Origin of the sequence: Nonomuraea sp. ZG12, from assembly GCF_052068115.1 — a bacterium.
Taxonomy (GTDB): Bacteria; Actinomycetota; Actinomycetes; order Streptosporangiales; family Streptosporangiaceae; genus Nonomuraea.
Map to the genome: position 1 here is coordinate 232,470 of NZ_JBQHCW010000005.1, position 26,560 is coordinate 259,029.

24 protein-coding genes are annotated in these 26,560 nt (G+C 71.1%); 18 read left to right on the top strand and 6 right to left on the bottom strand.

Annotation, left to right across the window (positions count from 1 at the left end; all coding sequences use genetic code 11):
• The first annotated feature begins 57 nt into the window (after positions 1–57).
• The 7 genes from ACTMTF_RS17705 (at position 58) to ACTMTF_RS17735 (ending at position 8,389) form a co-directional block, all read left to right on the top strand.
• On the top strand, positions 58–1,176 hold the full coding sequence (locus ACTMTF_RS17705) for a class I SAM-dependent methyltransferase (RefSeq protein ID WP_441111655.1): 1,119 nt from the start codon (positions 58–60) through the stop codon (positions 1,174–1,176).
• A 23-nt stretch (positions 1,177–1,199) separates the two neighbouring features.
• Positions 1,200–3,194 carry a phosphopantetheine-binding protein gene (locus tag ACTMTF_RS17710; RefSeq protein WP_441111656.1) on the top strand — a complete coding sequence of 665 codons (1,995 nt, stop codon included), beginning with the start codon at positions 1,200–1,202 and terminating at the stop codon, positions 3,192–3,194.
• The gene (locus ACTMTF_RS17715) at positions 3,191–4,279 is read left to right on the top strand and encodes a saccharopine dehydrogenase NADP-binding domain-containing protein (RefSeq protein WP_441111657.1); all 1,089 of its coding nucleotides are present in this window, start codon (positions 3,191–3,193) and stop codon (positions 4,277–4,279) included. Before ACTMTF_RS17710 ends, ACTMTF_RS17715 begins: the two co-directional genes overlap by 4 nt.
• Positions 4,280–4,346: 67 nt before the next feature.
• On the top strand, positions 4,347–5,546 hold the full coding sequence (locus tag ACTMTF_RS17720; protein WP_441111658.1) for a cytochrome P450: 1,200 nt from the start codon (positions 4,347–4,349) through the stop codon (positions 5,544–5,546).
• A 66-nt stretch (positions 5,547–5,612) separates the two neighbouring features.
• Positions 5,613–7,073, top strand: coding sequence for an FAD-dependent oxidoreductase (locus tag ACTMTF_RS17725; protein WP_441111659.1), 1,461 nt, complete (start codon positions 5,613–5,615; stop codon positions 7,071–7,073).
• Entirely contained in the window at positions 7,070–7,669 is a 600-nt protein-coding gene (locus tag ACTMTF_RS17730; RefSeq protein ID WP_441111660.1) for a TetR/AcrR family transcriptional regulator, read from the top strand. Before ACTMTF_RS17725 ends, ACTMTF_RS17730 begins: the two co-directional genes overlap by 4 nt.
• A gap of 177 nt (positions 7,670–7,846) precedes the next feature.
• Positions 7,847–8,389 (top strand): acyl-CoA-like ligand-binding transcription factor, encoded by a 543-nt coding sequence (locus tag ACTMTF_RS17735; RefSeq protein ID WP_441111661.1) that lies wholly within the window; start codon positions 7,847–7,849, stop codon positions 8,387–8,389.
• Here ACTMTF_RS17735 and ACTMTF_RS17740 read toward each other — a convergent pair.
• A complete protein-coding gene (locus ACTMTF_RS17740; protein ID WP_441111662.1) occupies positions 8,386–9,597 on the bottom strand; it encodes an MFS transporter in 1,212 nt (403 codons plus the stop codon). The genes ACTMTF_RS17735 and ACTMTF_RS17740 overlap by 4 nt on opposite strands.
• Before the next feature lie 173 nt (positions 9,598–9,770).
• Here ACTMTF_RS17740 and ACTMTF_RS17745 point away from each other — a divergent pair, with 173 nt between their 5' ends.
• From ACTMTF_RS17745 to ACTMTF_RS17775, 7 genes are all read left to right on the top strand, one after another.
• Positions 9,771–10,673, top strand: coding sequence for an SDR family NAD(P)-dependent oxidoreductase (locus ACTMTF_RS17745; protein WP_397007359.1), 903 nt, complete (start codon positions 9,771–9,773; stop codon positions 10,671–10,673).
• A gap of 1 nt (position 10,674) precedes the next feature.
• Positions 10,675–11,136 (top strand): MaoC family dehydratase, encoded by a 462-nt coding sequence (locus tag ACTMTF_RS17750; protein ID WP_441111663.1) that lies wholly within the window; start codon positions 10,675–10,677, stop codon positions 11,134–11,136.
• Positions 11,137–11,413: 277 nt separating this feature from the next.
• Positions 11,414–12,415 (top strand): PstS family phosphate ABC transporter substrate-binding protein, encoded by a 1,002-nt coding sequence (locus ACTMTF_RS17755; RefSeq protein WP_441111664.1) that lies wholly within the window; start codon positions 11,414–11,416, stop codon positions 12,413–12,415.
• Entirely contained in the window at positions 12,415–13,353 is a 939-nt protein-coding gene (pstC, locus tag ACTMTF_RS17760; RefSeq protein WP_441111665.1) for a phosphate ABC transporter permease subunit PstC, read from the top strand. The genes ACTMTF_RS17755 and pstC overlap by 1 nt, the downstream gene beginning before the upstream one ends.
• Complete coding sequence (gene pstA / locus ACTMTF_RS17765; protein WP_441111666.1) at positions 13,353–14,243, top strand: phosphate ABC transporter permease PstA; 891 nt, start codon at positions 13,353–13,355, stop codon at positions 14,241–14,243. Before pstC ends, pstA begins: the two co-directional genes overlap by 1 nt.
• A 9-nt stretch (positions 14,244–14,252) precedes the next feature.
• Positions 14,253–15,101 carry a phosphate ABC transporter ATP-binding protein PstB gene (gene pstB / locus ACTMTF_RS17770; protein ID WP_397007369.1) on the top strand — a complete coding sequence of 283 codons (849 nt, stop codon included), beginning with the start codon at positions 14,253–14,255 and terminating at the stop codon, positions 15,099–15,101.
• 127 nt (positions 15,102–15,228) lie between these two features.
• The gene (locus ACTMTF_RS17775) at positions 15,229–15,939 is read left to right on the top strand and encodes a response regulator transcription factor (protein WP_441111667.1); all 711 of its coding nucleotides are present in this window, start codon (positions 15,229–15,231) and stop codon (positions 15,937–15,939) included.
• Positions 15,940–16,016: 77 nt separating this feature from the next.
• Here ACTMTF_RS17775 and ACTMTF_RS17780 read toward each other — a convergent pair whose 3' ends face one another.
• Together ACTMTF_RS17780 and ACTMTF_RS17785 are read right to left on the bottom strand one after the other, a co-directional pair.
• Positions 16,017–17,639 (bottom strand): AMP-binding protein, encoded by a 1,623-nt coding sequence (locus ACTMTF_RS17780; RefSeq protein ID WP_441111668.1) that lies wholly within the window; start codon positions 17,637–17,639, stop codon positions 16,017–16,019.
• Positions 17,640–17,787: 148 nt separating this feature from the next.
• A complete protein-coding gene (locus ACTMTF_RS17785) occupies positions 17,788–18,378 on the bottom strand; it encodes a hypothetical protein (RefSeq protein ID WP_441111669.1) in 591 nt (196 codons plus the stop codon).
• 139 nt (positions 18,379–18,517) lie between these two features.
• On the opposite strand from ACTMTF_RS17785, the gene ACTMTF_RS17790 reads away from it, so the two are divergent.
• The 3 genes from ACTMTF_RS17790 to ACTMTF_RS17800 all read left to right on the top strand — a co-directional run bounded on the left by ACTMTF_RS17790 (position 18,518) and on the right by ACTMTF_RS17800 (position 22,462).
• A complete protein-coding gene (locus ACTMTF_RS17790; protein WP_441111670.1) occupies positions 18,518–19,510 on the top strand; it encodes an epimerase in 993 nt (330 codons plus the stop codon).
• A 201-nt stretch (positions 19,511–19,711) separates the two neighbouring features.
• Positions 19,712–21,070 carry a TrkH family potassium uptake protein gene (locus ACTMTF_RS17795; RefSeq protein ID WP_441111671.1) on the top strand — a complete coding sequence of 453 codons (1,359 nt, stop codon included), beginning with the start codon at positions 19,712–19,714 and terminating at the stop codon, positions 21,068–21,070.
• A gap of 39 nt (positions 21,071–21,109) precedes the next feature.
• Positions 21,110–22,462, top strand: a complete 1,353-nt coding sequence (locus tag ACTMTF_RS17800) for a TrkH family potassium uptake protein (RefSeq protein WP_441111672.1) — start codon at positions 21,110–21,112, stop codon at positions 22,460–22,462.
• Here the strand turns inward: ACTMTF_RS17800 and ACTMTF_RS17805 are convergent.
• The 3 genes from ACTMTF_RS17805 to ACTMTF_RS17815 form a co-directional block, all read right to left on the bottom strand.
• Entirely contained in the window at positions 22,433–23,671 is a 1,239-nt protein-coding gene (locus tag ACTMTF_RS17805) for an RNA polymerase sigma factor (RefSeq protein WP_441111820.1), read from the bottom strand. The genes ACTMTF_RS17800 and ACTMTF_RS17805 overlap by 30 nt on opposite strands.
• A complete protein-coding gene (locus ACTMTF_RS17810; protein ID WP_441111673.1) occupies positions 23,668–24,021 on the bottom strand; it encodes a YciI family protein in 354 nt (117 codons plus the stop codon). The genes ACTMTF_RS17805 and ACTMTF_RS17810 overlap by 4 nt, the downstream gene beginning before the upstream one ends.
• A 111-nt stretch (positions 24,022–24,132) precedes the next feature.
• Positions 24,133–25,305: an acyltransferase family protein gene (locus tag ACTMTF_RS17815; protein ID WP_441111674.1), complete on the bottom strand. Its 1,173-nt coding sequence runs from the start codon at positions 25,303–25,305 to the stop codon at positions 24,133–24,135.
• A gap of 119 nt (positions 25,306–25,424) precedes the next feature.
• Here ACTMTF_RS17815 and ACTMTF_RS17820 point away from each other — a divergent pair, with 119 nt between their 5' ends.
• Positions 25,425–26,471, top strand: coding sequence for a class I SAM-dependent methyltransferase (locus ACTMTF_RS17820; RefSeq protein WP_441111675.1), 1,047 nt, complete (start codon positions 25,425–25,427; stop codon positions 26,469–26,471).
• The last annotated feature ends 89 nt before the right edge of the window (positions 26,472–26,560 follow it).

Consider the following 26,560-nt stretch of genomic DNA (forward strand, 5'->3'; position numbering starts at 1 on the left):
CATGGTGTTTGTCTAGATCTTGAAAATGATTTCCGTTATCTCGTACGATCTCGCCCTATGTCGTCCTTGACCGACCGAGCCGACCGCGCAGGGCAGGCCACGACCACCGGGACCGACACCGGCGGCACCGCCGAAGCGGTCGCGCACCTGGACCGCCTGGCCCTCCTCGGCATAGCCGCCGACCTGCGCTCACGCACCCGGCTGCGGGGCCCAGGGGCGCACGAGGCCGACGCGGTCGCGACCGACCTCGGCGCGGCCCGGCGGCACCGCTGGATCGCCGGCCACTGGCTCGCCGCCCTCCACGAGGCCGGCCTGGTGAGCCGCGACGCCACGGGCCGCTACCACGACCTGCACGGCCCACGCCGCGCCGAGCTGACCGCCGCCCGTGCGCACCTGGAGTCCGCGGGACCGGCGCTCGACTATCCCGCCGAGCTGGCCGAGATGATGCTGCGCTCGCTGCGGATGCTGCCCGCCCTGCTGCGCGACGAGATCGGCGTGCAGGCGCTGCTCTACCCCGACGGCGAGCCCGCCACCGCCGAGGCCGTCTACCGCGACAACCTGATCAGCCGCTACCTCAACACGGCCGCCGCCGAGGTCGTCGCGGACCTGGCCGAGCGCGCCACCCGGCCGCTGCGGATCCTGGAACTGGGCGCGGGCATCGGCGCCACCACGGCGGACCTGCTCCCGGCGCTGGCCGGGAGTCCGGTCGAGTTCTACCTGTTCACGGACCTGTCGCCGTTCTTCCTCGACATCGCGCGCCACCGGTTCGGGACCGGCTTCCTGCGGTACCAACTGCTCGACATCGCCCGCGACCTGCCGCACCAGCCGAACGACCTGGACCTGGTCGTGGCGGCGACCATGGCCCACAACGCCCCGCACACCGGCCGCCTGCTCGACCAGGTCGCCGCGCGGCTCGCGCCCGGCGGGCGGGTGCTGCTCATCGAGACCGTCCGCGAACACCCGCAGTCGCTCACGTCGATGCCGTTCGCCCTGTCCACCGGGGACGGCCCGCCCGAGCGGCACGACGGCCGCGCGGGCACCACCCGCACCTACCTGCGCCGGGCGGAGTGGCTCAGCGCGCTGGAGACCGCCGGCCTGCGCGTCGAGGTGGACCTGCCCCGCCAGGGGGACCCGCTGACCGCGCTGTCGCAGCGCCTGTTCGTCGCCACCCGCTGAATCACCTGATGATGGGAGTGCCCATGATGGAGCTGGCCGAGATCTGGTCGGAACTGCTCGACCTGCCACCCGACGAGATCCCGCACGATGTCGGTTTCCTGCGCCTGGGCGGCGACTCGGTGCTCGCGGTCCGCATGTCCGCCCTGGTGCGCAAACGCCTCGGCGTCGCGCTCGCCCTGTCGGACGTGCGGGTGGAGACGACGCTGGGCGAGCTGACGGAGCTCGTACGCCGCCGCTCGTCGGGCGAGCCGGCGGCCCGCGCCCTGCCGCTCAAGGTCACCCCGCGCCCCGACCCGCACGCGGAGTTCCCCCTCCTCCCCCTGCAGCAGGGCTACTTCGTCGGCCAGCAGGACGGCTGGGAGCTGTCCTACGACTCGGCCCACTACTACCTCGACTACGCCCTGACCGGGGTCGACGGCGACGAGGCCGCCGACGCGCTGACGGACGCGGTCGAACGGCTCGCCGCGCACCAGCCCACCCTGCGCGCCCGCGTCACCTCCGACGGCCGCCAGTACGTCCTGCCCGCCGACGCGCCGGGCGCCGTCCCCCAGGTGCGGGTGCACGACCTGCGCGCGGCCGGCGCCGAGGAGATCGCGGACACACTCCAGGACGTACGGCAGCAGATGAGCACCACCGGACCGGATCCCACCCGCGGGCCCGGCCTGGACATCCGGCTCACCCTGCTCCCCGGCGGCGAAGGGCGGCTCCACCTGGGCCTCAGCCTGCTGATCTTCGACGGTTGGTCATCCAGCGTGCTCAGCCGCGACCTGGTGACCTTCGTCGCCGACTGGAACGCCGCCCTGCCGCCCCTGGAGATCAACTTCGGCGACTACGTCAACGCGGTCGCCGACCTGCCCGCGACCGAGGCATGGCAGGCCGACCGGGACTGGTGGTGGTCCAAACTCGACACGCTGCCCACCCCGCCCACCCTGCCGCTGGCCGCCGACCCCCAGCAGGTGCGGCCGATCACCATGGGCAACCGGGAGCATCGCTGGAGCGCCGACCGCTGGGCCGCGCTGCGGCAGCAGTGCACCGGCCGGGGCGTCACCCCGTCGACCGCCATGCTCACCGCGTTCGGCGTGGTCCTGGCCCGGTGGGCCGGACATCGCCGGATGCTGCTGAACTCCCTGCAGCTCAACCGGCTGCCGCTGCACCCGGATGTGCAGCGGGTGGTGGGCGCCTTCGCCGCCACCATGCTGCTCCCGCTCGACCTCGACCCCGGCGCCACCTTCGGCGAGCTCGCCGCCACCGTGCAGACGACCTCCGGCGAGCACGCCGCGCACAACCTGATCACCGGCGTGGAGGTCGGACGGGAGCTGGCCCGCCGTCGCGGGAGCTGGCGGCCGGTCGGGCCGGTGGTGTTCCAGAGCGTGCTGGGCGTCGACGCCGCCATGGGCGGCCGCCCGCCGGAGGATGCCGGGCCGCTGGGCCGGGTGGTCGCTTCCGACTACTTCCACCAGCTGCGCACTCCGCAGGTCGCGATCGAGGTGCGCTGCTTCGAGCTGGGGCCGGAGATGGTCGCCGTCTTCTCCCTGGTGGACGAGCTGTTCGAGGCCGACCAGGTGACGGCGGCGTTCGCCGAGTTCGTCGAGCTGGTCGACGCCCTCGCCGACGGGCCGGGCTGGGACCGGATGCCCGGCCTGCCGGAGGCGGCCGAGCCCGAACCCGACGACGAGGGGCTGCGTCTCGGCCTGCTGCTCGAATCGGCCGTCAGCCACCCGGAAGGGCCGCCCGCCGACGACCTGGAGCAGGCGATCGCCGACGTCTTCGAGGAGCTCCTGGAGGTGCCCGTGCTCGACCGAGGCGCCGACTTCTTCGGCCTCGGCGGCGACTCGCTGCTCGCGGTGCGGGCGGTGGTCCGGCTCTCCAAGGAGGTCGGCATCCCCGTGCCGGTACGCGAGTTCCTGTCCGACTCGACGGTGGCCGGGGTGGCGTCCGCCGTCCGCTCACGCCTGGGTGACCAGCCCACTGACCAACCCAGTGATCAGCCCAGTGACCAGCTCGGGGGTCAGCGGTGATCGGGCTGCTCGGCGCCACCGGTGCGGTCGGCCGGACGGCCGCGCAGCGCATCACGGCCTACGGCCTCGGGCCGCTGCGGGTAGGCGGCAGGGACCTGGCGGGCGCCGCCGACCTCGCGGCCACGCTCCCCGGAACGGCGCACGCCGTGCGGGTGGACCTGAACGACCCCGGCCGGCTGGCCGCCTTCTGCGACGGTTGCCGCGTCGTCGTCAACTGCGCGGGCCCCTCGTACCAGGTCCTGGACACCGTGGCCCGCGCCGCCTTCGCGGCCGGCGCCGACTATGTGGACATCGGCGGCGAACTGGCGGCCAAGGACGCGCTCAGCACGGGCGGCGTGCCCGAAGGCAGGACGGCGGTGTTCTCCGCCGGCGTGATGCCGGGCCTGTCCGGGCTGCTGCCCCGGCTGCTGGCCAAGGGCCGCCCGCTGCGCCGCCTGGATCTCTACGTCGGCGGCGCGGCCGTCTTCACCCCGCTCTCGGCGGTGGACGCGCTGCTCACCAGGGGGCCGAAATTCGGCACGCCGATGGCGGCCTGGCGGGCGGGCCGGGTGGCGCCCAACACGCTGGCACCGCTGAACGGCGTGCGGCTGCCGGGCTTCCCCGTCCCCGTCCACGCCTGGCCCTATCTCACCACCGAGGCGCAGACCCTGGCGATGGACACCGGGGCGGACGAGGTGCGCTCCTACAACGTCTTCGTCACAGAACGCCTCCCCGAGGCACTGACCGCGTCGTGGGCCCAGCTGCCGGACATCGACCCCGCGACCCTGAGCCCCGCCACCCTGGCCCCGCACGCCGACGCCGTGGTCCGCGCCTCCCTCCAGGACAACGCCGACCTCGGCGCCTTCTACGTCATGCTCTTCACCGGCCGGCCCCGTCCCGGCGCCTCGCCCGGCCCCACCCGGGTGCTGCTCACGGCCGTGGACTCGTACGCGCTCAGCGGGGTGGTGATGGCGCTCGCCACCCGCGCGGTGCTGACCGGCTCCGTGCCTCCCGGCGTCCACCTGGCGGCCGAGGCCCTCGACCCGGACGCCACCGCCACCGCCCTGCACGACGATCCCTTGGTGGAGGAGCTCACCATCAGGTAGAGGCGCGGTGCTTTGAACGGGCGCATGACAAGCGTAACGTGACTTGTCGACCTGATGGGGGGTTGCGATGGCCGACTTCGTCGAGCGGTACAACGTTCACCCGCAGCACTTCTGGCTGCACGGTCCGCGAACCGGTCAGCCGGTCGAGTTCGACGCCGGGACCGGCATGTGGAACGTCTACGGTCATCCGGAAGCGCATGAGGTCTTCAGCGATCCGGCGACCTTCTCCTCTGACACCATGCGCCTGGTTCCCAAGAGTCTGATGCCGGGGGGTGGGGACTTCTCGATGGCGGGCTTCATCACGCAGATCGACCCGCCGGAGCACGGCAAGCTGCGCAAGCTGGTCAGCAGCGCCTTCACCCGGAAGGTCGTCGCGGATCTCGAACCGAGGATCGCGGCACTCACCCACGAACTGCTCGACGCGGCGGCCGGGCGGGGCCGGTTCGAGCTGGTGACCGATCTGGCCTATCCGCTTCCGGTCATCGTCATCGCCGAGTTGCTGGGGGTGCCCAGCAGCGATCGTGCCCTGTTCAAGCGGTGGGCCGACGCGCTGTTCGAGCGCGACACCCAGATCTCGCTCGCCGAGCCCGCCGAGAACCAGGACGTGGACATGCAGGCCACGCTCCGCCCGTGGAAGGAGATGTCCGAGTATCTCGCCGGCCACGCGGGGGAGCGCAGGAGCCGGCCGCGCGCCGACCTGCTCACCAAGCTGGTCGAGGCCGAGGTGGACGGCGAGCGCCTGCCCGACGACCAGGTGGTCAACTTCGCGATCGTGCTCCTGCTCGCCGGGCACATCACCACGACGATGCTGCTCGGCAACACCGTGCTGTGCCTGGACGCCTTCCCCGAGCAGCAGGACAAGGTCCGGGCCGACCGCTCCTCGGTCCCGGCGGTGATCGAGGAGTCGCTGCGCTACCTGACGCCGTTCGCCGCCGTCGGCCGGTCCACCACCCGCGAGGTGGAGCTGGGCGGGGTGACGATACCGGCCGACCAGATGCTCCTGACCTGGGTGGCCGCGGCCAACCGAGACCCCCGGCAGTTCCCCGATCCTGACGTCTTCGACCCCGGCCGTGACCCCAACCCGCATCTCAGCTTCGGCCGCGGCATCCACTTCTGCCTGGGCGCCCCGTTGGCCCGGCTGGAAGGCCGGGTCGCGCTGAACATCCTGCTCGATCGCTTCCGCCATTTGGGCACCGATCCGGATGATCCAGTGGTTTTCATGCCCACTCCGACCATGACGGGAGTGCGCCACCTCACGCTGATCTGACCGGCCAAGGGATCGCCCGTCCATTTTGTTTACGGTACCGTTCCGTAAAGAAAATAAGGAGGTCCCATGGAAACCGACGTCCTGGTGGTCGGAGCCGGGCCGGTGGGCCTGGCGCTGGCCTGCGCGCTGCTGCAACACGGCGTCTCGGTACGCGTGGTGGACAGGGCCCCGGGGCCGGCCACCACGTCGAGAGCCAACTTCGTGCACGCGCGCGGCTCGGAGGTACTGGACCGGCTGGACGCGCTCGACGGCCTGCCCGAGGAGTCGGTGCGGGCGATGACGATCACCACGTACGCGGGCGACCGGCCGATGATGCGCATCCGGTTCGGCGACCCCGGCCTGCGGACCGCCGCCGCCCCGATGGTGATCTCGCAGGCGCGGGTCGAGGCGCGGCTCCGCGACCGCCTGGCCGAGCTGGGCGTGCGGCCGGAATGGAACTCCGCCCTGGTCGCCGCCGACCAGGACGAGCACGGGGTCGACGCCGTGCTGGCCGACGGCCGTACCGTACGGGCGGGCCGGCTCGTCGGCTGCGACGGAACGAGCAGCACGGTGCGCAAGCTGGCCGGCATCGGCTTCCCCGGGGTCAAGGTCAGCGAGCGCTTCCTCCTCGTCGACGCCCGCCTCGACACGACGCTCGACCGCTCGGGGACGAGCGGCTGGGTGCACCCGGAGGGCATGTTCGGCGCCATGCCCATGCCTGGCGGCCAGTGGCGGCTGCTCGCGTACGACCCGGCGTTCGGCGAGGACAAGCCGGGTGAGGAGCGGATCGTCGAGCGGATGCGGCAGATCCTGCCCGAGCGCACCGGCCTGCGCGACGTGCGACTGCTCGACGCCTCGTGGGCGTCGCTGTTCAGCGTGCACCGCCGGCTGGCCGACACCTACCGGCGAGGACGCGTCCTGCTGGCCGGGGACGCCGCGCACGCGCACGCGCCCTTCGGCGGCCAGGGCATGCTCACGGGGCTCGGCGACGCCGAGAACCTCGCCTGGAAGCTCGCCCTCGTGGTCCACGGCCGGGCCGCCGACCGCCTGCTGGACACGTACGAGGCGGAGCGCCGCCCGCTGGCCACCCAGGTCCTGCGCGGCAGCACCGCCGCCACCAAGGTCAACATCGCCGCCGGGCCGGTCGGCCGGTTCCTGCGTGACCAGGTGCTGATCCGGCTGTTCGGCATCGCCTGGCTCCAGCGCTGGGTCACGTACACGACCTCTCAGCTGTGGGTGAGCTACCGGCGCGGCCCGCTGGGCGGCCGCGGCCGCCGGCCGCGGCCGGGCGACCGGATTCCCGACACGGCCTGCGAGCGCCCCGACGGCACGCGTACCCGGCTGCACGCCGAGCTGCGCGGCCGGTGGGCGGTCGTCGGCGACGAGAGTGCCCTGGCGGCGGCCCGGAGCCGCCTCGGTGATCGCGTGGTGCTCCTGCGGCCCGCCGACGGGCCGCTCCCCGCTATGCTCGTACGCCCGGACGGGCACCTGGCCTGCCAGGGCGGCGCCGCCGAGCTGACCCGCTGGCTGGACGGAGCACTCGCTTGACCGCTGCCCGAGGACGTGGCCGTCCCCGCGCCCCCGAGACGGACGCCTCGATCCTGCGCGCGGCGCTGGAGCTGTTCGTCGAGCGCGGCGTCGAGGGCACCAGCATGGAGCAGATCGCCAAGCGGGCGGGGGTCGGCAAGCTCACCGTCTACCGTCGCTGGAGCACCAAGGAAGACCTGATCGCCCAGGCCGTCGAGGAGTCGGTCGGCGGCGAGGTGACCCCCACCGCCGCCGAGGTCGAGGCCCTGTCGCCCCGGGACATCATCGAACGCGCCCTTCCGGCGGCGGCGGAGATGGTCGCGAACCCGGAGTTCCGCGCGCTGGTGGCCCGGATGATGGGCGCCGCGGTCAGCCATCCGAAGCTGATGGCCGTCTACTGGGAGCACCACATCCTGCCCCGCCGCGAGCTGGCGTCCGCGATGTTGCGGCGTGCCCAGGCGGACGGCGCGGTGGCTGCGGACGCCGATCTGGACGTGCTGATCGACATGATGGCCGGGGCGGTGACGTGGCGCGTGCTCCAGCCCGACCCGCCGGACGCCGCCGGCATGCTGGTCTATCTCAAGGCCGTCTACCGCCAGATCGGCCTGTACGCCTGAGCCTGCCGCCGGACGCCGTGCACAGCGGGCGTTCCGGGCCGTGCGCAGCGGGCGTTCCGGCAATCTTTTGTCTTCCGTCTCACGAAAGCCTGCTTTGCTCAGCGAATCGCAGGTCCTTAGCTCATGAGTGAGTGAGCTAGGCCACATCGCCGGGGTGGTCGGGGGCCCACGGCTTGTGTGTTCGGTCTTTGCCTGGAGCGCTTCGCGACGCCGTCACCAGCAGCCGACCGAAGCAGGCGCAGAGGCAGGCGCCCGGCCGCCGCCCCGCCACCGACCTCGGCGCGATCGAGCGGGCGGCGTTCCGGCTGTTCGCCGTCCGAGGCCGGCCTCGCCCACCTGCGCGAGTTCCTGCGGGCCACGCCCCTGGACATCCCGGTCCACCGGGCGGTGCACCAGGCGGTGCTCGACTTCAACCACCTGGACGACGACGCCATCCCCCAGCACCGCGAGCGCATGCGCCTGCTGCTCACCACCCCCGCGCTGCAGGCGCACTCCGCCCTGAAGTACGCCGCGTGGCGCGGCGTGATCGCCGACTACACCACCGAGAGGTACGGCCTGGCCCCCACCGACCTGCTGCCCCGGACGGTAGGGCATGTAAGCCTGGGGATGGCGCTGTCCGCGTACGAGCAGTGGCTCGACAGCGAGGACGCCTCCCTCCCCCTGCTCCTGGACGCCGCCCTCAACGGCCTGCGCCACCACCTGTGCGAGGAGCCCGCCTAACGCCGGGCGCCTCGCAGCCCGGCCATCCCCCGGACGAGGAGCAGGCCGGGCGGGATCGCCAGCACCAGCCCCGCCGCGCACAGGAGGACGACGTCGGTGCCGAGCAGGGTGGTCAGGGGGCCGGTCAGCGCCTGGCCGAAGGGCATGAGGCCGAAGGTGCTGAGCCAGGCCAGCGAGGTGATCCGCCCGATCAGGTGGTCGGGCACCTCCCGGTACATCGCGACGTCCCAGGTGAGGGCGTACGTCTCGACGCCGAAGCCGGCCACCAGGTAGCAGCAGAGGAGCACTCCGACGGAGGGGGCGTACAGCAGGCCCAGCGGGACCAGGGCGTACAGGGACATCGACCACATCGCCACCACCCCCGGCCGCCTCGGCTGCCAGGTCATCATGGCGACGCTGCTGATCAGGCCGCCGGCGCCGTAGCACGCGAGTGCCGTGCCGTACGCCGTGTAGGAGCCGAAGGTGTCGCGGCTCAGCAGCGGCAGCAGGACCTGGCTCGGGGCGATCACGAACATGAGGCTGATGGGCGAGAAGAGGAGAAGCGCCGTCAGCCACGGCCGGCGCCCCGCGTCGGTGACCCCCGCCCACGCCTCCTTCAGCACCGACCGGCGGGCCGCCGGGGTCCACGACGGTTCCCGCACCCGGCGGAACGCGGCGGCGCTGCCCGCGAAGACGAGCCCCGCCAGCAGGTAGGGGAGGATGTCGAGGCCGCTCGCCAGCATGGTGCCGATCACCGGGCCGGCGATGACGCCCACCCGCGTGCAGATGTTGACCAGCGCCCGGCCGGACACCCGCTGGTCCTCGGCCAGCGTGCTCGCCAGCATGGCGTTGAAGGCCGGCCGGATGAACGACTCCGCCGCGCCGACCGCGAAGAGGACCGCGGCCAGCGACCAGGCGGACGGGTGGCCCATGAGGAGCAGGACCGGGACGATCGCCGCGGCGGCGTCGACGCCCAGCATGATCGCCAGGATCCGCCGTCGCGGCAGGCGGTCGGACCAGACGCCTCCCACCAGGAGCAGGCTCAACGACGCGATGCCCTTGGCAGCGAGCACGACCCCCACCGTGGCCGCGTCGCCTCCGGCGTCGAGCAGCGAGACGGTGACGGCGACCACGAGGATCTGCTCGCCCAGCACGAACCCGATCTGCGCCAGGGCGAGCAGTCGGAAGGCGGGGTTCCGGAACGCGGTGAAATCGATTCTCAGGGGCATCGGATCCACGGTCTCAGCCCGCGCCATGTGGGACAAATGACGTAGCCCGTACACGCCAGAGGCCCTGCGCCGGTGCCGTCATCGGCCGCATCCGCCGCGCCGCCGCTACTCCATAACGTCGAACCAGGTCAACACGCTCACCGTCGCCCCAGCGCCGGTCCAAGGGAGGACACATGCTCGACGGCAGAGTTGCCGTGGTCACTGGATCGGGCCGGGGGCTGGGCCGCTCCTACGCTCGCGCGCTCGCCGCCGCGGGCGCGTCGGTCGTGGTCAACGACCTGGACGGCGACGTCGCCGAGGAGACGGTCCGGACGATCGCCGACGCGGGCGGCGCCGCGGTGGCCGTGGTCGGCGCGGTGGGCAGCGCGGAGCTGGCCGACACGCTGGTACGACGCGCCGTCGACGAGTTCGGCAGGCTCGACGTCATGGTCACCAACGCGGGCGCGCTGCGGGACAAGACGTTGCGCAACACCACCGACGACGATTTCGACCTGGTCGTGAACAGCCACCTGCGCGGCACCTTCACCTGCGGCCGGGCGGCCGCGGCACGGTTCAGGGAGCAGGGCGAGGGCGGCCGGCTGATCCTGGTGGGGTCGCCCGCCGGCCAGCGGGCCAGCTTCGGGCAGACCGCGTACTCCGCCTCCAAGGGCGCGATCGTGGCGATGATGCGGACCTGGGCCGTCGAGCACGCCAAGATCGGCGTGACGGTCAACGCGATCGTCCCCACCGCCCTGACCCGGATGGTCGCGACCATCCCCGGCCTGGCGGACCTGGTGGCCAAGGTCGACGCCGGTGAGGCCGTCCCCGAGGCGGCCAGGCGCCAGGGCCTCGGCTCGCCCGACGACGTCGCCCCCGTCATCGTCTACCTCGCCTCCAAGCTGTCGGACGCGGTCACCGGCCAGGCCATCGCCGCCGGCGGCGACCGGATCGCCCTGTGGACCCATCCGGGCGAGGTGGACGAGCAGTTCCAGGCCGGCGGGTGGAGCCCGCAGTCCGTCAGCGACCTGTTCGCCGGCCCGTACGCCGGGCGGCTGCAGGACTTCAAGCCGGCCCCGCTCGACCTCGGAGGATTCTGACATGGCGGCCATCATCGTCAACGGCGTCGAGGGCGTCCGCTCGCTGCCGATCGGGGAGCCCCTCGGGCAGAGCGGCCTGTACGAGGTCACCCAGGAGGCGGTCAACCAGTTCGCCGAGGCCACGGGCGATCACCAGTGGATCCACGTCGACCCCGAACGCGCCAAGGACGGCCCCTTCGGCGGCCCGATCGCGCACGGCTATCTCACGCTGTCCCTGGTCCCCCGGCTCCTCCCGGAGATCATGAAGCTGACCGGCTTCAGCCTGGCCATCAACTACGGCTGCGAGAAGGTCCGGTTCCCCTCGCCGGTCCCCGTCGGGAGCAAGCTGCGCGCCACCGCGACTCTGGACAACGTCGCCGACGTCACCGGCGGGGTGCAGCTCACCATCACCATGGTCTTCACCGTCGAGGACGCGCCCAAGCCGGCGTGCGTCGCGACCATCCTGCTCCGCCAGATCGTCTGACGACAGCCCTCTCCAACGCCACAGCACGGCCCGCGAGTCCGCAGAGACTCGCGGGCCGGCCCATTTTCCGAGCGCTGAAGACCTCATGACGTTCGCGTGAACGTCGGCTGTCCACGTTTGCCCCCGCCCTGGTGAGAACCCCCCATACCAAGGGTTCACACCTTTCCGCATACGCCTTCCATCCGTGGTCACGACCCGTTTTCCGTCTGTTCACCTTGTGCCGTTTGTATCGAGGTGAAGCAAAGAACAGCTCTTACTACGGAGAAGGACGCACACCGTGACCAGTGGACAGCGCCGCCTCAGCGCGGCGGCGACGGCCGCCATCGTTGTGGCTCTTTCCGCCGCATGTGGCGGCACCAACACCACTCCGCCGGCCGGGGACGGCACCGCCAGCGCGACCGCCTCCCAGGGCGCGGGGGCCGAACTGAGCGGCCAGGTCAAGGCAGATGGCTCCAGCACAGTAGCCCCCTTGACGAGCGCCGCGGCCGAGTTCTTCGCCGAAGAGCAGCCCAAGATCAACGTGACGGTCGGCACCTCCGGCACCGGTGGCGGCTTCGAGAAGTTCTGCAACGGCGAGACCGACATCTCTGACGCCTCCCGTCCGATCAAGGACGAGGAGAAGGCCGCGTGCGAGGCCAAGGGTGTCAAGTTCACCGAGCTGACCGTCGCGACCGACGCCCTCACGGTGGTCGTGAACAAGGAGAACACCTGGGCCTCCTGCCTCACCACCGACCAGCTCAAGAAGATGTGGGAGCCGGCGGCCGAGGGCAAGGTCATGACCTGGAAGCAGGTCGACCCCAAGTTCCCGGACGAGCCCCTGAAGCTGTTCGGCGCGGGCACCGACTCGGGCACCTTCGACTACTTCACCGATGAGATCAACGGCGAAGAGGGCGCGAGCCGCAAGGACTACAGCCCCAGCGAGGACGACAACGTCACCGTCCAGGGTGTCACCGGCTCCAAGGGCGGCCTCGGCTACTTCGGCTTCACCTACTTCGAGGAGAACGCCGACAAGCTGAAGGCCGTCGAGATCGACTCCGGCGACGGCTGTGTCGCGCCGAGCGTCGAGGCCGCGCAGAACGGCACCTACACGCCGCTGGCCAGGCCGCTGTTCATCTACCCCTCCGCCGCGATCACCAAGAAGCCCGAGGGCGTCGCGTTCCTCGACTTCTACGTCGGCAACATCAGCAAGATCGCGACCGACGCGAAGTACATCCCGCTCAACCCTGAGCAGGAGGCCAAGCTGAAGTCCGACTACGCCGCCCTGAAGACGCAGGGCTGATGGCCACCCCGCCCTCCGCGACCGCGCCAGGGACCTCACCGTCCCTGGCGCGGTCGCGCCCGCGTTACGGCGAGCAGGTCATCAAGGTCGTGCTCCTGGTGGCCTCCCTGGTCTCCGTCGCCACGACCGTCGGCATCGTGGTGTCGCTCCTGGAGCCCACCGTCAGGTTCTTCGGCGAGATCAGCGTGGTGGAGTTCTTCACCTCCACCAACTGGGGCCCGCTGTTCGAGCCGCCGGGCTACGGCGTGCTGCCACTGGTCAGCGCGACCCTCATCACCACGGGCATCGCCGTCGTCGTGGCCGTGCCGCTGGGCCTCGGCGCCGCCATCTACCTGTCGGAGTACGCCAGGCCGCGCGTCAGGCAGATCTGCAAGCCCGTCCTCGAGGTGCTCGCGGGCATCCCGACCGTGGTCTTCGGATTCTTCGCGCTGAGCTTCGTCACCCCGCTGCTCCGCAGCGTCCTCCCGTTCGAGATCGAGATCTTCAACGCGCTCTGCGCCGGTCTCGTCGTCGGCTTCATGATCATCCCGATCGTGGCCTCGCTCTCCGAGGACGCGATGACGGCGGTGCCCCGGGCGCTGCGCGAGGGATCGTTCGCCCTGGGCGCGTCCAAGATGACCACCTCGGTGCGGGTCGTGCTGCCCGCCGCCTTCTCCGGCATCGTGGCGGCCGTCATCCTGGCGGTCTCCCGTGGCGCGGGCGAGACGATGATCGTCTACATCGCCGGGGGCGGTCAGCCCAACTTCACCTTCGACCTCGGCAAGGCGATGCAGACCATGGCCGCGTTCATCGCGCAGGCCGGGTCCGGAGACGTGCCGATCGGCACCGTCGACTACAACACCATCTTCGCGGTCGGATCACTGCTGTTCGTGATGACGTTCGCGATGAACTACGTCAGCGCCCGCCTTGTGCGCAGGTATCGTGAGGTGTACGAGTAATGGCCGTTCTCTCGACACCACGCTCGGCCGTACAACTGGCGAGCAAGGGCCAGCCGATCAAGGAACACCTGTTCAGGACCGCTCTGATCGCGAGCCTGGGCATCGCGTTCGTCTTCCTGATCGCGCTGCTCTCCTACGTCCTCCTGGAGGGCTGGCCGAGGATCGACTCCCGCCTCTGGGAGAACATGCCGTCGGTCCGCAACCCGGACATCGCCGGAGCCCAGTCGGCCATCACCGGCACCCTCTGGGTCATCTCCCTGACCGCCGTACTCACCCTGCCGACCGGCATCGCCGCGGCTATCTACCTGGAGGAGTACGCCGACAAGACCCGCTGGTGGAACCGGGTCATCGAGCTGAACATCCAGAACCTCGCCGCGATCCCCTCGATCGTCTACGGCATCCTGGGCCTGGGCATCATCGCCCGGACGTTCGGCCTGGGATTCAGCGTGCTCACCGCGTCGATCACCCTCGGCCTGCTCGTCCTGCCCATCGTGATCATCGCCTCCCGTGAGGCGATCCGCGCGGTCCCGCCGTCCATCCGGGAGGGCTCGCTCGCTCTCGGCGCGACGCAGTGGCAGACGATCTCCCGGCAGGTGCTGCCCGCCTCGATCCCCGGCATCGCGACCGGCTCGATCCTGGCGCTCTCCCGCGCGATCGGCGAGGCCGCCCCGCTGCTCATGCTGGGCGCGGTGTCCTTCATCCGCTTCAACCCGGACGGCGTCTTCGCCAGCTACACCGTCCTGCCGATCCAGATCTTCAACTGGATCTCCCAGTCGCGCGAGGGCTTCCACACTCTGGCCTCGGCGGCGATCGTGATCCTGCTGCTGATCCTGCTGCTGATGAACTCTGTCGCCATCTGGCTCCGTAACCGCTACCAGAAGCGCTGGTAAGGGAAGACAATGACTGAAACAGGAACGTCCATTCCGAACGTCGTGGTCCGTGGGCCCAAGGCCCCTGGCAACACCGAAGCCCTCGACCCGGTCTTCACCGTCTCCGACCTCAGTGTCTTCTACGGCGAGTACGAAGCCGTGCGCCAGGTCGACATGTCCATCGGCAATCGCGAGATCACCGCGATGATCGGCCCCTCCGGCTGCGGCAAGAGCACGGTGCTGCGCTGCTTCAACCGGATGAACGACCTCATCCCCGGCGCCCGCGCCGCCGGCAAGATCCTTTACCACGGCGAAGACCTCTACGGCGACCACGTCGACCCGATCGAGGTGCGGCGGCGCATCGGCATGGTCTTCCAGAAGCCGAACCCGTTCCCCAAGTCGATCTACGACAACATCGCCTACGGCCCCCGGGTCAACGGCACCAAGGGCAAGATGGACGACCTCGTCGAGCAGGCGCTCACCCAGGCCGCGCTCTGGGACGAGGTCAAGGACAAGCTCAAGCAGAACGCCCTGTCGCTGTCCGGTGGCCAGCAGCAGCGGCTGTGCATCGCGCGCGCGATCGCGGTCAAGCCCGAGGTCATCCTGATGGACGAGCCCTGCTCGGCCCTCGACCCGATCGCCACCACCAAGATCGAAGACCTGATGCAGGAGCTGGCGCGCGACTACACGATCGTGATCGTCACGCACAACATGCAGCAGGCCGCCCGCGTCTCCAACCGCACCGCCTTCTTCACGGCCGATGTCGACGACAACGGTGAGCGGCACGGCCGCCTGGTGGAGTTCGACGAGACCAGCCGTATCTTCACGAACCCGACAGACCAGCGCACGGAGGACTACATCACCGGGCGCTTCGGGTGACCCGACTCAGAGGAGGACCCGGGTGATCCAGCCGCAGGCAACACTCGACGGGGGCGAGGACGCCCGAGGCGGTGAAAGCCTGACACGGGCGCGTCAAGGGGCGCCCACCACAGCGTCCGCTGTGCCCATGCTGCTGGTGGCCGACCCGGACACGTCCGGCGTGCAGAGACTCTCGGACGCGCTGGGGCGGGAGGGCGTGGGCGTCACCGGCGTGTCCGACGGCGCTCAGGCCCTCCTCCAGGCCGGCGCCCTGCGGCCGGACGTCGTGCTGGTGAGCGCCTCGCTGCCGCTCATCGGCGCGGTGGACTTCATCAAGGCCATCCGCGCCAGCCGGCCGATGCCGGTGCTGCTGGGCGTGGGCGAGGGGCACGCGGAGCTGGCCGTCCAGGCGCTGGCGGCGGGGGCGACCGCCTGCGTCGCCATGCCCTACCGGCTGCACGAGCTCCTGCCGCTGGTCCAGGCCACCGCGTCCGGTGAGGCCAACGGCAACAGGGTCATCATGGTGGGCAACGTCGAGCTCGACATCAACGCCTACCAGGTCCGGGTCGACGGCGAAGTGGTGCATCTGCCGCTGCGCGAGTTCGAGCTGCTGCACTACCTGATGCGCAACCTCGACCGGACGGTCACGCGTGAGCAGATCATGCGGCACGTCTGGCAGGCCTCGGGGGACAACGTCGCGACCAACACGATCGCCGTACACGTCAAGCGACTGCGGGCGCGCCTCGGGGACACCGACGACACCGTGATCCAGACGGTCCGCGGGGTGGGCTACCGACTGGCCGCTCCGCGCCTGGACCCGCACGCGCATCCACACGCGCATCCACACGGGGAGCGCTGAACGCGGTACGTGACGCCGGCCGGCTCATCTGGCCGGCGACCGCGTCACAGTGATCGCCCGCCCGAGAGCACCGGTCGTCAGCCCTGAGCGTGCTCCTGGACGACGCTCTTGGCCCAGGACACTTCCAGCTTGCCCGTCGGCGTTCTGCGCAGCGCGGACATGAGCACGATGGTGCGGGGGACCTTGTAGCCGGCCAGGCCCCGGCGTACCCACTCCTGGAGGTCCTTCTCCGTCAGGGTGCCGTCCGGCGTGGCGACCACCGCCGAGACGCGCTCACCCCAGGTGTCGTCCGGAGCCCCCACCACGATGGCGTCGGTCACCGCCGGATGGGTGAGCAGCGCGTTCTCGACCTCCTGGGGGAACACCTTCTCCCCGCCCGTGTTGATCACCCCGGAGCCACGGCCGAGGAACCGGATCGCGCCGTCCGCCTCCACCTCCACGAGGTCACCCGGGATGGCGTAGCGGACCCCGTCGATCACCCGGAACGTGGCCGCGGTCTTGGTGGTGTCCTTGTAGTAGCCCAGCGGCATCGGCCCGGAGTAGCCGAGCATGCCCGTCTCCCCACTGCCAGGGACGACCTCGGTGTCCTCGGAGGAGATGACCTTGGTCGCGGGCACCGGGAAGAACCGGCCCGGCAGGTCGTCGACCGAGGAGGTGATGGCGAAGGCGAACGGCCCGCCCTCGCTGGAGGCGATCGCGTCGATGATCGTGACATCGGTGCGTTCGTGCAGGGCCTGCTTGAGCCGGTCGCTGAGAGCCGTACCGGAGCTGAGCACCGACCGGAGCGGCCCGAGGTCATGCGGCCGGCCGGCCTGCTCGGCCGCGACGAGCTCGGTGACGAGCGGCTGGCACACGGCGTTCCCGGCCACGATGATCGTGCTGGCCCGCTGTTCGGCGACGGTCTCCCAGATGTGCCGCGCGTCGAAGCCGCCCTGGCGCGCGGTGATGACCCGGCCGCCGACGAGCAGCGCGCCCATCGAGTTGAACAGGCCCGTGCCGTGCATGAGCGGGACCGCCGGCATCGTCGCGGGCGCCCGGCCCTCCGTCCGCGCGCGCACCGCGATCTCCACCGCCTCGTCGAGCGTCTCGGGCAGTGCCGGCACACCGAGCGGATGGAAGATCGCCACCGCGATCGAGTGCAGGAGGTCGCCCTGGCGCCAGATGACGCCCTTCGGCTTGCCCGTGGTGCCGCCGGTGTACATGAACAGCTGGTCGGAGCTCGGTCGGGGCTCGGCGGGCCGGGGCTCGGTCCTGGCGAGGAGGTCGTTCAGCTCGATCGCCTCGGGGCCGGCTCCCTCGCCGGCGGCGCCGACCCGGACGAGCAGCCGCAGCGTGGACACCGTCCGCGCGGCGTGCGCGACGTTGGCGGCGAGCTCGCCGCTGAAGACGACCGCCGCCGCGTCGGCGTCCTCCAGCACCGAGGACAGCTCCTCCCCGGTGTAGCGGTAGTTCGCGTTGACCGGCACGGCGCCGATCTTGAACGCGGCGAAGACGGTCTCCAGGTACGGCGCGCCGTTGTACAGGTAGCAGGCCACCTTGTCACCCGGCCCGACCCCGGCACGGACCAGCGCCGTGGCCAGCCGTGCGGCACGGTCGTCGAACTCGGCGTAGGTGTAGTCGCGTCCCGGCTCGGAGACGGCCACAGCGTCGGGAAGGCTACGGGCGACGGCCTCCCAGATCGTGCCGAAGGAGACGTCCATCAGATCAGTCCCTCTCACTCCCGGCCCGCCGCGTCGGCCCGTCCTCGCCACACGGTAGGCGCGGGCGCCTTCGGGGACACGACCCCAAAGACTGGCCCTCTCCTCGCAGGATGACCAACGACGAACGCGACAAATGACGTAGACGCGATCAGACCAGCTGCAGGACGACGATGGCAACGCCGAGAGTGAGGTCGAGGACGGCGCAGAACTCGGCGAGCGACCGGGTCACCACCTCCTTGGCCCGCCAGACGATCACGTCGAGCACGGCATGGCCGATCAGGGCGGCGGCGACGAGGTAGCTGCCGAGGGCGGGGTCGAGGGACAGCGCGACGAGCGCCGCCGCGCCGAAGACCAGCATCGCGGGGACCTGCGCGGCGCTGAGCCGTGGCCCGCGCAGCAGGCCGCCCGCCAGGCCCACGATGGCGATGGAGACCGCCCCGGCGACCAGCGCGGTCCACAGCTGTACGTCGAGCAGGCGCAGCAGCGTGACCGCCACCACGGAGACGCCGAACAGCGGCCAGACCACTCCCGGCCTGCCCACCACCGCCGTGGCGAGGTAGATCAGCGCGGCCAGGAACACGACGAGCCCTTGACTGCGACCGTCGTCCATGGCCGTTTCCATGGTCATGTCCAGAACGGATAAGGCCATGGCGACCAGGCCGGCCAGAGTGGGCCAGCGGTGCGCCAGGAAGGTGAGCACGGAGTGCGTTCGCGGTTCTCCGGTGGAGATGTCTGCCATACGACCGACCTTCGCCACCCGACCGTACGAACGCCAAGGCCGGCCGATCGAGCCGTCCAGAAACTTGGGCACCTGGTCGTTAATACGCCGCCTGCGAACCTCGCCGCGGCCGGGCTCACGAGGCGGTTGACTATCGGTCATGAACATACTGATTCTTGGTGGCACGGCGTGGCTGGGGCGGGTGGTGAGCCGCCTGGCGGTCGAGCGCGGGCATGCGGTGACCTGCCTGGCGCGAGGTGAGAGCGGGCCGGTGGCCGACGGCACGGCCCTGGTGACCGCCGACCGGCGCGCCCCCGAAGCCTACGACGGGGTGCGTCACCGCGACTGGGACGCGGTGGTCGAGGTGTCCTGGCAGCCGGGCTTCGTCCAGGGCGCGCTCGCGGCGCTCGGCGAGCGGGCCGCCCACTGGACCTACGTCTCGTCGGTCAGCGCCTACGCCGACCGCGCCCAGCTCGGCGCGGACGAGACGACGCCGCTCCTGCCGCCCACCGACCGGCAGGAGGTCGGTCGGGAGGAGTACGGCGAGGCGAAGGTGGCCTGTGAGCAGGCGTCCACGGCGGCGGTGGCCGACCGGCTGCTCATCGCCAGGGCGGGGCTGATCGGCGGTCCCGGCGACCACTCCGGCCGCACAGGCTACTGGGCGGCGCGGGCCGCGCGCGCCCCCGAGGACCCGATGCTCGTGCCCGACACCTCGCAGGCCCCCACCCAGGTGATCGACGTGCGCGACCTGGCCGAGTGGATCCTCGACTGCGCCCGGTCCCGCGTCACCGGCGCCTACGACGCCGTCGGGCCGGTCGTGCCGCTCGGCGACTGGATCGAGGAGTCCCGGCGGCTCGGCGGCCACACCGGCCCGGTGGTCACGGCCGGGTCATCCTGGCTGCTCGACCAGGGGGTCAACGAGTACATGGGGCCGGAGTCGCTGCCCCTGTGGCTGGCGACCCCCGGCTTGGAGGGCCGGACGGCGCGGTCGGGCGCGGCGGCGGCGAAGGCCGGGCTGCGTCACCGTCCGCGCGCCGAGTTGCTGGCCGACGTGCTGGCCTGGGAGCGTGAGCAGGGCCTGGACCGGCCCCGGCGGTCCGGCCTCAGCCCCGCCCGCGAGCGCGACCTCCTGGCGGCCCTCGCCGTGGACTGACCGGCCACCCGCCCTGGATGAGGTGCGCGCGACGGGGCCCGTAAGCTGTCCCCGCCCGGGTCACCCCCGGCGCCGCGCTGAGCGAGTTCGTCGCCATCGCCCACACCTCTGAAAGGAACAACCGGACATGATCGTCGTGGTTCGCGGGCTGACCGGCCGGCGTGCTGGGCACGGCGGCCTCCTGGGGCGGGCGCCTGTTTCATGAGTCGCGGTGAATGGGTGGCGGCCCTGGGCGAACGCTTCCAGCACCCGGCACAGGTGATCTCGACCGGTTTCGGGGCCGCGGTGCTGGCCGGCACCGCGCTGCTGTCGTCGCCCCTGGCCAGCGCCTCGGGCGAGCCGACCCATTGGATCACCGCCCTGTTCACCGCCACCTCGGCGGTGTGTGTGACCGGGCTGGTGGTCGTCGACACGGCGGCGCACTGGTCGGCGTTCGGCGAGGCGGTGATCGCCGTGCTGATCCAGGTGGGCGGCCTGGGCATCATGACCCTGGCCACCCTGTTCACCGTGCTGGTCTCGGGCCGGCTGGGGTTGCGCGCGCGGCTGTTCGCGCAGGCCGAGACGAAGTCGCTCAGCGCCATCGACCTGCGGCGGGTGGTGCGCAACGTGGTGCTGTTCAGCCTGTTCAGCGAGGCGGTGGTGGCCGTCGTGCTCACCCTGCGGTTCATGCTCGGCTACGGCGAGCCGTTCGGGCGGGCGGTCTACCTGGGCGTCTTCCACGCGGTGTCGGCGTTCAACAACGCCGGGTTCGCGCTCTGGCCGGACAACCTGATGCGCTTCGTCACCGACCCGTGGATCTGCCTCACCATCGCCATCGCCGTGATCGTCGGCGGCCTCGGCTTCCCGGTGCTGTTCGAGCTGCGGCGCTCCTGGCGGCGGCCGAGCCGCTGGTCCCTGCTGACCCGCATCACCCTCGGCGTCACCGCCGCCCTGCTGCTGGCCGGCACCGTGGCCCTCCTGGCCACCGAATGGGCCAACCCGAGGACGCTGGGCCCGTTGCCCGACTCCGGGAAGGTGCTGGCCGGCTTCTTCGCCGCCGTGATGCCGCGCACCGCCGGGTTCAACAGCCTGGACATCGCGCAGATGCACTCCTCCAGCTGGCTGGTCACCGACCTGCTGATGTTCATCGGCGGCGGCAGCGCGGGCACCGCGGGCGGCATCAAGGTCACCACCTTCGGGCTGCTGGCGTTCATCGTCTGGGCCGAGTTGCGGGGAGAGCCCCGGGTCAACATCGGCAACCGCCGGCTGCCGGAGACCGTACCCAGGCAGGCGGTCACCATCACCATGGTCGGCATCATGGTGGTCGTCGTCTCCACCTACCTTCTGCTGGTGCTGACGCCGCACAGCCTGGAGAAGGTACTCTTCGAGGTCATCTCCGCCTTCGGCACGACCGGTCTGTCCACCGGGATCACCGCCACCGCCACCCCCGCCGGGCATCTGCTGCTCTCCCTGCTGATGTTCGTCGGCCGGATCGGGCCGCTGACCCTCGGCTCCGCCCTGGCGCTCAAGGAACGCACCCGCCGCTACGAATTCCCCGAGGAAAGGATGATCGTTGGCTGACAGGAGCAGCGACCATCGGCCCGAGGGAGGTGTGACGCGTTGATAGGGCGATCACCGGCCGCCCCCGGCCGCGCACGGCATCCCGCCACGGTGCTGGCCGTCGGTTTCGGCGCCACGATCCTCATCGGCACCGCCGTGCTGGCCACGCCACTCGCCACCACGGCGGGTGACTCGACGCACTGGGTCACCGCCCTGTTCACCGCCACGTCCGCGGTGTGCCTGACAGGCCTGGTCGTCGTGGACACCGCGTCCTACTGGTCGGATTTCGGCGAAGTCGTCATCGCCCTGCTGATCCAGGCGGGCGGGCTGGGCATCATGACCCTGGCCACCCTGGTCACCCTGCTCATCTCCGGCAAGGTCGGCCTGCGCGCCCGGATGTCGACCCAGTTGGAGACCAAGGCCGTCAACGCGGCCAGCCTGCGCCAGGTGGTGCGCAAGGTCGTGGTGTTCAGCCTGGTCTGCGAGGTCATCGTGGCCGTGGTCCTCACCGGCCGCTTCGCCCTCGGGTACGGCGAGCCGTTCGGGCGGGCGGTCTACCTGGGCGCCTTCCACGCGGTGTCGGCGTTCAACAACGCCGGTTTCGCGCTCTGGCCGGACAACCTGATGCGCTTCGTCACCGACCCGTGGATCTGCCTCACCATCGCCATCGCCGTGATCGTCGGCGGCCTCGGCTTCCCCGTGGTCTTCGAGCTCCTGCGGTCCTGGCGGCACCCCACCCGCTGGTCGATGCTGACCCGGCTCACCATGAGCCTGACCGTCATCCTGCTGACGGCCGGCACGCTGATCTTCATGGCGACCGAGGCCCGCAACCCGGACACCATGGGCCCGCTGGACAACTCCGGCAAGCTGCTCGCCAGCTTCTTCGCCGCGGTGATGCCGCGCTCGGCCGGGTTCAACAGCATCGACATCAGCCAGATGGAGCCGTCCAGCTGGCTCGTCACCGACGTGCTGATGTTCATCGGCGGCGGCAGCGCCGGCACGGCGGGCGGCATCAAGCTCACCACCTTCGGCTTCCTCCTCTTCATCGTCTGGGCGGAGCTGCGCGGCGAGACCCAGGTCAACATCGCCCACCGCAGGCTGCCGGAGTCCACCCAGCGCCAGGCGGTCACCATCGGCCTCCTGGGTGTCTTCCTGGTCGGGACCTCCACCTGGCTGCTCATGTTGATCACCCCGCACAGCCTGGACCAGGTGCTCTTCGAGGTCATCTCGGCCTTCGCCACCAACGGCCTGTCCACCGGCATCACCGCCGACATCTCGCTGGCGGGACACGTACTGCTCAGTGTGCTGATGTTCATCGGCCGGATCGGCCCGCTCACCGTCGGCTCGGCGCTCGCCCTCAAGAAACGGACCCGCCACTACGAGCTACCCGAGGAGCGGATGATCGTCGGCTGACCCTCCGGCATTCAGGCAGTCGGCACGGCGCCGCCGCAGGTGGTCGCGTTCGGCGTCGGTGCGGACCAGCCGCAGGGCGGCGTCGAACGCGGCGGCCGCGTCCTCGCGGTGGTCCAGGCGGCACAACAGCTCCGCCCGCACCGCGGGCACCAGGTGGCTGGCCGGCAGAACCTTCTCCAGGCCTTCGACCAGGCTCAGTGCCGCCTGCGGGGAGCCGGCCTCAGCGATCGCGACCGCCCGGTTGAGCCGGACGACGGGCGAGGCGGTGCGCCGTTCCAGTTCGGCGTACAACCGGGCGACGCGCGGCCAGTCCGTGGCACCGGTCGTGCTGTGCTCGGCGGCGATCAGCGCCTGCAGATGATATTCGCTCACCGCTGGGCCCAGCCTCCGCAGCAGGTCCATGCCGCGATCGATCTCGTCGTGGCGCCACTTCGCCCGGTCCTGGTCCGGCAGCAGGACCAGGCGGCCCTCGTCGTCGAGGCGGGCGTCGCGCCGGGCGTGCTGCAGCACCATCAGGGCGAGCAGGGCGACGATCTCGTCCTGCTCGGGCAGGAGCTCGCCGAGCAGATAGCCGAGCCGGATCGCCTCGTCGGCCAGCCTCGGCCGCTGGTACTCCGGACCGGCGGTGGCCCGGTAGCCCTCGGTGAACAGCAGGTAGACGACCTTCAGCATGACGCCGAGCCGTTCGGGCAGGTCATCGGCACTCGGCCGGCGCAACGGGATGCCCGCTCGCGCCATCTTCGCCTTGGCCCGCGTCAGCCGGGCGGACATCGTCGGCTCCGGCACCAGGAACAGGCGGGCGATCTCGGCGGTCCTCAGTCCGGCCCCGAACCGCAACGTCATCGCCGCCCGCGCGTCGGCGGACAACGCGGGGTGGCAGCAGGCGAACAGCAGCCGCAGCCGCTCATCCGCGATGGCGTCCGGGTCGGCGTCCTCCCGCGTCGTACCGGTCACCAGCAGCGGCAGCCGCCGCCGGTCGTTGTCCTCGCGGCGGATCCTGTCAAGCGCGCGGCGATGCGCGGTCGTCAGCAGCCAGGCCGCCGGGCGATCCGGCACGCCCTGATCCGGCCACGTCCGAGCTGCCGCGACGAAGGCGTCCTGCAGGCCGTCCTCGGCGACGTCGAACCGGCGCAGCCGGGTCAGGAGCAGGGCGAGCAGGCGCGACCAGTGTTCCCGGTAGGCCTGCTCGACCGCGTCGTGGGCGTTCAGCTGCCACTCTCCTTCGGGGGGACGATCGGCCGGATCTCGACCACTCCCTCCGGCATCCGCTTGGCCAGCGCGATCGCCTCGTCCAGGTCGGCCGCCTCGATCACGTAGAAACCGCCGAGCACCTCGGCGGTCTCGGCGAACGGGCCATCGGTGACGCTCACCTCGTCGCCCCGTCGCCGCAGAGTGGTCGCCGAGCTCGTCGGCTCCAGCTCCTTGCCGCCGCGCATCGCATCCCGTTCCGCCAGAACGGCGGCGAAACGCGCGTGCCCCGCGTCCTTCTCGCGAAGCTGGCGCTCATCCTCCTCGGCCCAGACCTTCTCGTCGCCGTAGATCAGCAGTGCGTACTCCATGACAGGATCCCTTCTCCAGGCGTCGCCGGTGCGGCGTCGCGTGATAGTGACTCCGCCGCACGCCGGAATTCGACATCTCCGCCAGATCGATTTTCGACAGGGTGTGGGCGCTCAGGCGGGCTGAACGGCGAGGCGGCGGCCGACGCGTTGCAGGGGCAGCTCAAGGAATCGGTGGGACAGCCAGCTGGCCGGCAGGAGCAGGGCGAGGAAGGCCACGCTGATGCCGATCTGCGCGAGCGGCGGCGCCCCGCGCATCTCCCCTGCCAGGTGCATGAAGACGAGAAGGATCGGCAGGTGCACCAGATAGAGGGAGTAGCTGATCGTGCCGAGCCAGCTGAGGAAGGCCGGCACGCGGCGGGTCCGCCAGGCCATGGCGGCGGCGAAGGTGGCGATCACCAGGACGATGGTCAGGCTCCACACGGCCGGTCGCACCCACCACCAGCCGGCGTTGATCGCCCAGATCGGGGTCAACGTCACGAGCAGGGCGGCGACCGCCACCGGCCACAGCGGCCCCTCGCCGCGTTCCCACCGGTGGATCGCCGTGCCGGTGAACATGACCGCCAGCACCGCCGCGGCGAACCAGGGCACGTTGCTGCTCAACAGCACCAGCGCCAGCGCCATGACGCCCAGCACGCACGCCCCCGCCTTACGGCCACGCCCGGAGATCACACACCCCAGGCCGACGACGAACACCACGAACGACACCCAGGCCAGCCACCGCCCCGACAGCAGCGCCCCGGACAGGACCAGCCCGGCGATGGAGCACATCACCCCGAACAGGACCGGAAGCAGCCCGCGATCGTCCCGCACGCCGACGACGAACAGCGCGGCGGCGATCAGGTAGAAGACCATCTCGTACGACAGCGTCCACATGGTGTTCAGCACGCCGCCCACGCCGACGACGTCCAGCAGCATCGTCGCGTGCGCGGCCACGGAGGAGACGTCCCTGGGCACCGCCTCACGGACGGGGATCCACCACGACATGGCCAGGACCAGGCAGATGACGGCGAGGTAGAGCGGATACAGGCGGAAGGCGCGGCCGATCCAGAAGGCCCGCACGTCACCGTGCCGCTCCAGCGAGGCCGGGATGATGTAGCCGCTGACCAGGAAGAACACCAGCACGCCGTACACCCCGGCGTTGTACGACACGGGCCGCAACCACGGCATGGCCCAGGTGCTCAGATGTTCGCACACGACCGCGAGCGCACCGATGCCGCGCAGCGCGTCCAGCCAGGCGAGCCTGGCAGGCACTGTCTGAACAGTTGCGGCAGGAGTGGTCGCCATATGCACCAACGGTATAGGAGGGGGTGATCTCCCTGTTAGCACGACCATATCCCTGGTAGTGGGACGAAAAGCCCTGGTGCTGAAGACCGGCATCGGCCGGTGCACGAAGGAGTCCAGGAATGAACAACGAGAAAGTCGAAGAGTTCATGGGCCGGGTCGTCTCCGACATGGCGGCGACCGACGCCGCCGGCTCGGTCGTGATCGGGCAGCGGCTCGGCCTCTACCGCGCGCTCGCGGAGGGCCCCGCGACGCCCGAGCAGTTCGCCGAGCGCACCGGCTGCCACCCGCGCTACCTCACCGAATGGCTGCGCGGCCAGGCAGCGGGCGGGTACGTCGGCTACGAGCCGGAGACCGGCCGGTTCTCGCTGAGCGAGGAGCAGGCGTTCTGCCTGGCCGATCCGAACGGCCCCAACGTGCCCGCCGCGTTCCTGCTCGCGCTGGGCACGCTGCGCGCCGAACCGCGCATCACCGAGGCGTTCCGTACGGGAGCCGGACTCGCCTGGCACGAGCAGCACGAGGACGTGATCGTCGGGTGTGACGCCTTCTACCGGCCCGGATACGTGGCGGCGCTGGTTTCGAGCTGGATCCCGGCACTGGACGGGGTCGACGAGAAGCTCACCGCCGGCGGCCGGGTCGCCGACGTCGGCTGCGGTCTCGGCTCCTCGTCGATGCTGCTCGCCGAGGCGTACCCGCGCACCACGATCGTCGGCTCCGACTACCACGACGAGTCGATCGCGCAGGCGCGTGAGCGAGCCGCCGAGGCGGGGGTCACCGACCGGGTCCGCTTCGAGGTGGCGACCGCGCGGACGTTCACCGGGACGGACTTCGACCTGGTGACCATGTTCGACTGCCTGCACGACATGGGCGACCCGCTCAGCGCCGCCCGGCGGGTGCGGGAGGCGCTGGCTCCGGACGGCACCTGGCTGCTGGTGGAGCCGAACGCCTCCGACAAGGTCGAGGAGAACTTCAACCCGGTGGGGCGGCTGTACTACAGCGCCTCCACGTTCCTGTGCGTGCCCAACGCCCTGTCCCAGGAGGGCGGGTACGCGCTGGGCGCGCAGGCGGGCGAGTCCGCGATCCGCGAGGTGGCCACGGACGCGGGCTTCACCCGGTTCCGGCGGGCCGCGGAGACACCGTTCAACGTGGTGTACGAGATCCGGCCGTGAGTCTGGACATCGCCAACGTGCGGCCATCGCTTCCCAGGTGAGGGGTCGGCCCGGGCTGCTCGGGTAACCGCAAGACAGCCGCCTGCTCC

Excerpts from the sequence above, each read along its gene's own strand:
- ACTMTF_RS17820 (WP_441111675.1), top strand. The coding sequence starts at position 25,425 with ATGAACAACGAGAAAGTCGAAGAGTTCATGGGCCGGGTCGTCTCCGAC.
- ACTMTF_RS17720 (WP_441111658.1), top strand. The coding sequence starts at position 4,347 with ATGGCCGACTTCGTCGAGCGGTACAACGTTCACCCGCAGCACTTCTGG.
- ACTMTF_RS17740 (WP_441111662.1), bottom strand. The coding sequence starts at position 9,597 with ATGCCCCTGAGAATCGATTTCACCGCGTTCCGGAACCCCGCCTTCCGA.
- ACTMTF_RS17810 (WP_441111673.1), bottom strand. The coding sequence starts at position 24,021 with ATGGAGTACGCACTGCTGATCTACGGCGACGAGAAGGTCTGGGCCGAG.
- ACTMTF_RS17710 (WP_441111656.1), top strand. The coding sequence starts at position 1,200 with ATGATGGAGCTGGCCGAGATCTGGTCGGAACTGCTCGACCTGCCACCC.
- ACTMTF_RS17780 (WP_441111668.1), bottom strand. The coding sequence starts at position 17,639 with ATGGACGTCTCCTTCGGCACGATCTGGGAGGCCGTCGCCCGTAGCCTT.
- ACTMTF_RS17790 (WP_441111670.1), top strand. The coding sequence starts at position 18,518 with ATGAACATACTGATTCTTGGTGGCACGGCGTGGCTGGGGCGGGTGGTG.
- pstC (WP_441111665.1), top strand. The coding sequence starts at position 12,415 with ATGGCCACCCCGCCCTCCGCGACCGCGCCAGGGACCTCACCGTCCCTG.
- pstB (WP_397007369.1), top strand. The coding sequence starts at position 14,253 with ATGACTGAAACAGGAACGTCCATTCCGAACGTCGTGGTCCGTGGGCCC.
- ACTMTF_RS17785 (WP_441111669.1), bottom strand. The coding sequence starts at position 18,378 with ATGGCAGACATCTCCACCGGAGAACCGCGAACGCACTCCGTGCTCACC.
- ACTMTF_RS17795 (WP_441111671.1), top strand. The coding sequence starts at position 19,712 with ATGAGTCGCGGTGAATGGGTGGCGGCCCTGGGCGAACGCTTCCAGCAC.
- pstA (WP_441111666.1), top strand. The coding sequence starts at position 13,353 with ATGGCCGTTCTCTCGACACCACGCTCGGCCGTACAACTGGCGAGCAAG.
- ACTMTF_RS17745 (WP_397007359.1), top strand. The coding sequence starts at position 9,771 with ATGCTCGACGGCAGAGTTGCCGTGGTCACTGGATCGGGCCGGGGGCTG.
- ACTMTF_RS17750 (WP_441111663.1), top strand. The coding sequence starts at position 10,675 with ATGGCGGCCATCATCGTCAACGGCGTCGAGGGCGTCCGCTCGCTGCCG.
- ACTMTF_RS17705 (WP_441111655.1), top strand. The coding sequence starts at position 58 with ATGTCGTCCTTGACCGACCGAGCCGACCGCGCAGGGCAGGCCACGACC.
- ACTMTF_RS17815 (WP_441111674.1), bottom strand. The coding sequence starts at position 25,305 with ATGGCGACCACTCCTGCCGCAACTGTTCAGACAGTGCCTGCCAGGCTC.
- ACTMTF_RS17775 (WP_441111667.1), top strand. The coding sequence starts at position 15,229 with ATGCTGCTGGTGGCCGACCCGGACACGTCCGGCGTGCAGAGACTCTCG.
- ACTMTF_RS17725 (WP_441111659.1), top strand. The coding sequence starts at position 5,613 with ATGGAAACCGACGTCCTGGTGGTCGGAGCCGGGCCGGTGGGCCTGGCG.